This window comes from Pseudoalteromonas sp. P1-9, from assembly GCF_001399975.1.
Classification (GTDB): domain Bacteria; phylum Pseudomonadota; class Gammaproteobacteria; order Enterobacterales; family Alteromonadaceae; genus Pseudoalteromonas.
This window is the reverse complement of record NZ_LKBD01000069.1, coordinates 1-7,692: the sequence shown is the minus strand read 5'-3', so window position 1 is coordinate 7,692 and position 7,692 is coordinate 1. Positions and strand designations below refer to the sequence as shown.

The window sequence follows — 7,692 nt, the reverse complement described above, 5'->3', positions numbered from 1 at the left end:
CCAGACCTTAGTCGTTTTGGCTGCGTAGATTGGAAAACTCGAGGTAAATGGCACTTGAGCGAGACTTCATATCCTAAAGCTTAGCGATAGTGTCTGTTTGTAAACCCCGCTGGTTTCAACAGCACTATCGCTAAGCTTTAGGGATTGAAATAAAGTATAGTCCCGTCAAGTTTCTTTGTTAGATTTTATTGCACTTAAAATAATTGACTTTACACTGATTAAATATACAGTAAAAATCACTGTGTGCACTATAATATCTAGAGTTTACTTTTCCAATTCCATCAAAACAATTTAATAGTGCGCAAATTGCGCACTTTTCTGAATGCTTTAGTTTTAACAAAGTTGATAACTAGTTGCCAGTATTATTAAAAATATATGTGGTTAATTTTTTGAAAAAGATAAAAGTGCGCAATTTGCGCATTTTCTTGAATATGGGGGGCAAAAGTATAGATGCTGGCTAATTGTATGTAAGCGTCTTTAAATCGACCCATTTACTTTCAAGCATCAACAGAGGTACCGTCATCTAAGGCAATACCTGTTTTTTCGGCAGCATTGTGAAACAGAGCAAAGCAAGCTAAATAACATCAACCGTTAAACAAGCCATGCTCCGATTGACTCAGGGTCATTAACTGTTTACTTTAATAACCGCTTTCGTTACTTCTCCGTCTTTTACTTTTTGTAAAGCAACAGTGACTTCGTCAAGAGGATAATAACTAACATCTAAGCTGTCCCACACTTTAGGATCAAGTGTGTTGGTGGTGATACTTAAGACGTCTATCATTTGTCGAAAGTGACGTAACTCTATACCCCATACACCCTTTACCGTCACGTGTTTTCTGTTAATATGGTTGTGAGGGTTTATTTGAGTTTCCCCATTGTCAGAATATTGACCAACTACAATGTACTTTCCGCCGTCTCTAGCCATATTGAAACCGTCAGCAATAGCATGAGGCGAACCTGTGGCTTCAAAGACAATATCAAATCCTCTACCATTAGTGAGTTGTTTAGCGCTTTCCATATCGTTTTTGTTTGGACTACCGACAATAATCCCCTCAAACCCTAGTGCCGTCGCTTTTTCTAATCGCAGTTCGCTTTTGTCGGCTATAACCACTCTTTTAGCGCCACAAGCTCGGGACAAGATCGCCAAGTTAATGCCTACAGGGCCCGCTCCCTGAACAAGCACATTCTCGTGCAACCGAACATTCGCTCTTTCAATACCATGCAGAGCAGTTGGAAGTGCACACCCAGCAATAATGTACCTTTCTGGCGGTAAAGTGCTTGGTAATTTCGCACATAGTACATCTTTCTTGATTAATATTTTCTCAGACCAACCACCCATAGGCCCTTCAATAACGCTGTGAGTGACACCATAAACTTGCCTTTCGCCACACTTATTCGCTATTTCACCAGTCGTACAGTTCCAGCAAATTCCACATGTGCCGTGAACATCCATGAAGGTTAGAACATCTCCAATACTAATTGGGTTGCCGTCAATATCCTTTTTAGGACCACTCATTTCAACAACGCGACCAACAAAAAAGTGTCCCGGTATCACCGGATAAGACACCCCTTTCATCGAACCGCTTTGTAAATGCAAGTCCGTACCACAAACTTCTGAATATAAGGTTTCAACGAGTAACTCACCCTTCGACAAAGTGGGCGTGTCAATTTCGACTTTCACAGGTGGCTGACCGTCACCATTCAATGTATAAGCTTTAATCATAAATCAGGACCAAAATAATATATTTCCGTTTGGCAACTCACCAATTGCTGATGCCACTGTCATGCGCTTGCCTTCTGAGGGCAAAACCTTATGATAATTACGAGTATTAAAAAGAATTAATTCGCCTTTCTCTGGCACGAGTTTGACGTAATTACAACCGTCAACAACCGCTTCTTCGAACCCGTATGAACCATAACGATATTGCTCATCATCTAGTTCCCATACTCGATCATAGATAATGGTTTCACCCGTGCAAGGAGCACCTAATTGCAGGTACAAATTCCAAGCCAGTTGGTTTAATACATCGCACACTTCCCAGCCTTTTTGTTCTGCAGGTGAGTAATCGATATGAAGTTCAGTGCCTTTTTCGATTTTTCTAATTAAGCCGGCGTAATAAGTTTCTCCACTCGCATTTTTAGCTATTGAAGTGGTTTGTTCTGAAACTTTAGCAACCATTTTAATAAGTTTTTCTAGCGGGTTTATACTATTGAAAAAAATGGTATCTCTTACATCAATTTCTTGTCTGCTTTTTGCAAAGTAACCATCAGGTTTACTTCTTTCGTATTCGAAAACAGTACACCCTATTCGTTCAATAACTGGCTCAACATTATCGTACTCACCAAAGGTAAATGATTCCGCAACCTTGATACATTGATCACACTCTTGAGTCGAGAAAAAGCCTTTTAATCTGATATAAGGAAGTTCATTGTTAAACAATCTATATAAATTTTCTTGAGTCAATTCACTCACACCATCATATAACCATTTTCTATTTTTTATAATACTCATAATACTCCTTCAGTGTAAAAGTAATTATTCTAGGTAAGCTGCCCAGCTAAATAAACCGCAATCAACGACAGGTGTTCATGCATCTGTGTCCATTAATACTTTTAATCACGGTAATTCGATATAGTCGAGTCGCTACCTGTTTTTCATAGTGATTCGTTCTTTGCGTTAATTGGAATTCTGCATACAACAGAAAAGCCTACATTTAGTTTCTGCTAGGGCAAGCCATTCCCGTCAAGATCTTTCTTGCGCCAGTAAAAGGCTCACGTCCATGGGTATAGCGAATGTTATCCAGCAGTAATAAATCTCCTTTTTGCCAGGTAAATTTAATTTTGTTTTTTTCGTATATGTCACGAATGGTTTGCAAATCTTGTTCGTTTATGGGGCTGCCGTCTCCGAAGTAGGAATTTCTCGGTAGTAAGTCTTCACCCAATGTATCCAAGAGCGTATCTCTAATGTTTTCCCCTAAGCTGGATACGTGGAAAAGATGCGCTTGGTTAAACCAAATTGGATCATTAGTGACAGGATGATTAATGGTTGCTGGATTCGTTTGACTGGTTTTTAAGGAGTCGTTTTCGAGCCATTCAAATTCCATTTCATTTTGTTTGCAGTATTCTTCTACCTCGGACTTTTCTTCCGTTTGAAATACTTCTTTCCAAGGTAAGTCGAGTTCTGAGTAATTTCTGACATACATTACACCATTTTTCTCTGAAAATTTAGTTTTTATTTCAGCTGGTATTTGCTCGTAAACTGCTTTGCTATCAGCAATGGGTGTCTCCCCACCGGTCTCTGGTGGCAACATACACATGAAGCCAATTCGATTTGGCCAAACTCTAGAGTAAGCATTTTCGTTATGCTGGGGAATAGTTTCGTATTCCGGGTATTCGGTTGCGGTATAAACGTTTCCTTTGAGCTGTGTTCTTGGCGTCGAACGGTAGGTGTAATTCAATAAATCGCCATCGAATAATGTCGAAAGCACATCTCCAAATTGTTTACTGCTATGAATAGACAGCCCTCGAATGAGTAACGCGCCATTTTCGGCAACCAAGTCTTGAATCCAGTCTTTATTGTCTTGAGCCCAATCTACGGATTTTTTCCCCTTAGAATCAACTTCTAACAGAAATTTAAGGCCAGACTCTTCTTTTAATTCGTCGATAGTATACATTTTTTTCCCTTATAGTTTTTTAAGACAAATCTTGAATAATTTGTGAAACCATCTGTTTCTGACCACGTTCGATCATTGAAAAATGGGTTCCTGGCAGATACACGAACTGTGATGGACAGTCTTTTATCGCTGCTTGCCAGCTATGAGTTTTCAAATCTGTGTTATCATCAACGCCTTCCAGCTTGTCTGAAGCCAAGAAAAGCGTTGCTTGTTTAGTGAGTGAGATTTCAGCACCTGAACGGTCAACTGCCATCACTGTGACAAAATAGTCTAGGTAAGACCTTATAGCATTGACACTGAAGCCGTATTCCGGAAGGAAGTCGGCAATGATTTCCGCAAACACATCTAGTTGGGCTTGGTAATCTTCTTCTCTCAAGTTATCAGGTACTTTAGCGATGATGGATTCATACAAATCCAGGTCGTTCATGGTGACGGCAACAGCGTATTCTAGGCAGTCATACAACGGCAATTTATCCAACTGATCATCCACAGTAATTACGGAGTCAATGGCAAAAAAGTACTCGACTTCATGCCCTTCTTTTTGCAATTTTTCAGCGATGATGTGCGCTAGGTTACCGCCAGCCGACCAACCACCTAGACGATATTTACCTGAGGGTTGAACATGTTTCACTACAGATATGTAAAAATCTGCAAGTTCCTGATAGCTAGCAAAGGTGTAGTTATCTAACGTATGGTAAGGTGCTTGAATGCCCCAAACACTAGTGAAATCCTCTAAGGCTTTCGCAATTTCAGAATACATTTCAACCTTTCCGCCTGCTGGAGGAAAAAGAAATAGTGGTTGTGCGTTATCGTTGTTATTTAGCTTAATAGCTGATCGTTGCTCCACACTCAGTGTGTTTTCGAAGTTAATAGCCGCGAGTTCCATTATTGAAGGTTTTTCATAAACTTGCTTAACCGAAAGCGGTATATCTGTTTCTGACAACAAGCCAACTAACCGAACGGCTAATAGTGAAGAGCCGCCTAACTCAAAGAAATCGGATTTGATACTGATCTTTTCAGTTGGTAACGCTAATAACTCCGACCATATATCCACTAAACGCTTTTCGATATCATTTCTGGGCGCTACGTATTCGACTTCAGATGCTGGAAGCCTTTGTGGTGCGGGTAAGGCCTTTTTATCAAACTTACCACTTGGCGTGAGTGGAAACTTGTCCAATATCACAAAACTCGTTGGAATCATGAATGCCGGTAAATCAACAGATAGAGTCCGTTTTAACCTGTTTATGACTTCGTGCTGGGTTTCGTTCTCGTTGTTTAGGGTAACGTAGGCAACTAACTGCTTATCCCCCTGCTCTTCTGTAACCAGAACTAGAGCGTTCGTCACGCTGCGCTGTTTACGAATTTGCTCTTCTATCTCTCCAAGCTCAATTCTATAGCCTCGAATTTTAACTTGCTCATCGGTTCTTCCAAGATATTCGATTTGTCCCCGTTGATTGCCATGAAGCACGTACTTCACTAAATCTCCGGTTCTGTAAAGCCGCTTTCCTGCATCTTTGTCGAATGGGTTGTCGATGAATTTTTCATTGGTCAGTTCCTGACGATTGAGATAGCCCCTGGTTACACCTTTGCCGCCGATGTATAGCTCGCCAATAGAGCCTATTGGCGATTGTCTTTGGTTTTCATCGAGTATGTAACACCAAGCATTAGCAACCGGCGTCCCTATGGTAATTTTTTCATCGTCTGCTAATACTTCCCCGCCGGTGCCGTATACCGTAATTTCAGTAGGCCCATACAGGTTCCAAACGGATTTTGCCCTCTCGTTCATCCAAGCGGCCAACTCAGGAGCGAGAGCTTCACCACCTGTAAGTAGATTTATGTCTAAGTTATCCGGCCACTTTCTGCCTTCTTTTAGCATTCTCCAAGTTGCCGGCGTAGCTTGCATAAAGCTGATCTTGTGAGAATCCAGTAAATCAACCAAACCATGAGCGTCGTAAGTAGTTTCCCGAGGACAAAGAATCACTTGCGCACCGCGAATGAGAGGCAAAAATAACTCAACAACATGTATATCGAAGCTAATGGGTGTAACAGCTAAAATTTTATCAGCTTCGTTTACTCCAGGTCGGGTGTGCATACTATGGATTAAGTTAGACAAGTTCCCTTGTTCTACCATGACCCCTTTAGGTTTGCCGGTAGAGCCCGATGTATAGATGACGTACGCTAAATCAGTCTCAGATTTTCGGAAAGGCACCGTATCACTCTGATATTGATTAATCTGTTGCTGAATACCCTCGCTATCTACGTTAATCTCGGTACCAATAGTTAGATTCTTAGCTAGTGAGCTAGACGTTTTGTCATCAGTGATGACCACCTTGGCTCCACTATCGGCCAACATATAATTCAAGCGTTCTACAGGGTAACTTGGATCTAGAGGCAAGTAGGCTCCGCCAGCTTTATGTATAGCCAACAGAGTTGCCACCATATTAATCGTGCGTTCCTGACATACACCAACCAGACACTCTTCTTTCACACCATTTTCAGTCATATACTGAGCAAATTGGTTTACCTTTTTACTCAGCTCACTGTAAGTTATCGATTCGTTGCCAATAAAAATTGCGATTTTATCTGGTGATTTTGCTGCTTGCACGGTAAAGAGATGATGGATCGGTAGTTCATCGACAATTTCAGCAGCGGTAGTGAACTCGGCTTGATAAAGCCCAATGTCTTTTTGGGTTAAAAGTACATCTGCTTCCGGCAAGGCATCTAGGTTTTGAAGCATATTTTTAAAGACAAGAAGGTGATAACCCGCTACCTGCTCTATAAACTCAGAAGTAAACAACTCGGTTTTATAGATTAAGTTAAGACCAATCTCATCGTGATTGCCTCTGGTGAAATCCAGTTGCAACGGGTAATTTGTTTGCTCAAAACCATTCGAATTTAAAACGGAAACACCGTCTTCTTGTGCAGTTTCTTCGACCTGTTCGTACTGATGAAAATGCGTGTAGTTAAATAACACCTCGTCAAAGGCAGAGTCAGTTAATTTCTGAATACTTTCTTGAGGGTATCGTCGATAATTGAGACTTTGAGTATAGGTATTTCCAATATTTTCGATTAACTCACGATAGGTAAATCCTCGCATTTTTCCAGCGATTGGAATGGCATTTAAAAACAAGCCTAACCCTTGTTCTGCGCCATCTATTTCTGGACGTCCATTTACTGCAATGCTAGCGACGGATTTTTCTTTTCCACTTAATATTGAAAGGGCTTTTAAGTGCCCAGTTATTAGCACCACTTGAACAGGAACGCCCAAGGATTTGGCCAATTGCACTAGTTTAGGAGATAAGTCTATAAAATCTTGAGACCAAAAGTAATCTTGTAGCCTAGAATCTGTTAACTCCATTTTTTGTCTAGGTAATTGTATTCCTGGTAAAGATTCGGTGGTTTCTCTAAAGAACTTTTCCGCCGCTGGTGAGGCCATCACGCTATTTTCTAGAGCGACAAACTGCCTGTATACCCAGTCTTGTTTAGGTTCTTGAATACTCTCACCTTTTAACAGCTGGGCATAGTATCCGTACAACTCTGTGGTTAGACTGACCCGACTCCAGCCATCCAAAATCGAATGATGGAAACTGATAACAAACTCGAAACTGTGCTCACTGCGAAGGAAGATCACCACTTGATAAAGCGGGCCATTTTCCCAGTTAAATACATGGGTTTTATGCTGTTCTCGCCATTCTTCTAAGTAGCTATCTTGTTGTTCTAGAGTTTTATCGCGTATATCAAAAATGGTTAATGGCAATTCGATACTTTTCTTAACAAGCTGCAATGGTCTTTCACCATCAAGTTTATATACCGTTCTTAACAATGCATGCTGTTGTACACATAAACTAAGTGCTTTTTCGAATGCCTGCTGATCCCATTGATATTGAATATGATCAGAACTAATGTCATGGAAGACACCGTTAAACTCTTCCAACTGAGTATGAAATACCATTCCGGCTTGTAAGGCCGATAACGGATAGATATCCTCATAGTCATCGGAAATGAGCTCTCGCTCTTG

Annotated in this window: 4 protein-coding genes; all 4 read right to left on the bottom strand. The window is 40.8% G+C overall.

Annotation, left to right across the window (positions count from 1 at the left end):
* Positions 1–625: 625 nt before the first annotated feature.
* Positions 626–1,723: a zinc-binding dehydrogenase gene (locus AN214_RS21230; protein WP_054981542.1), complete on the bottom strand. Its 1,098-nt coding sequence runs from the start codon at positions 1,721–1,723 to the stop codon at positions 626–628.
* Positions 1,724–1,726: 3 nt separating this feature from the next.
* Positions 1,727–2,512 carry a hypothetical protein gene (locus AN214_RS21225; protein WP_054981541.1) on the bottom strand — a complete coding sequence of 262 codons (786 nt, stop codon included), beginning with the start codon at positions 2,510–2,512 and terminating at the stop codon, positions 1,727–1,729.
* A gap of 202 nt (positions 2,513–2,714) precedes the next feature.
* Positions 2,715–3,674, bottom strand: coding sequence for a TauD/TfdA family dioxygenase (locus tag AN214_RS21220; RefSeq protein WP_054981540.1), 960 nt, complete (start codon positions 3,672–3,674; stop codon positions 2,715–2,717).
* Between the two features lie 19 nt (positions 3,675–3,693).
* Positions 3,694–7,656, bottom strand: coding sequence for an amino acid adenylation domain-containing protein (locus AN214_RS21215; RefSeq protein WP_268795522.1), 3,963 nt, complete (start codon positions 7,654–7,656; stop codon positions 3,694–3,696).
* Positions 7,657–7,692 lie beyond the last annotated feature (36 nt).

Bases quoted from the DNA above. Each gene is read 5' to 3' on its own strand.
- AN214_RS21230 (WP_054981542.1), bottom strand. From the start codon at position 1,723: ATGATTAAAGCTTATACATTGAATGGTGACGGTCAGCCACCTGTGAAA.
- AN214_RS21225 (WP_054981541.1), bottom strand. From the start codon at position 2,512: ATGAGTATTATAAAAAATAGAAAATGGTTATATGATGGTGTGAGTGAA.
- AN214_RS21220 (WP_054981540.1), bottom strand. From the start codon at position 3,674: ATGTATACTATCGACGAATTAAAAGAAGAGTCTGGCCTTAAATTTCTG.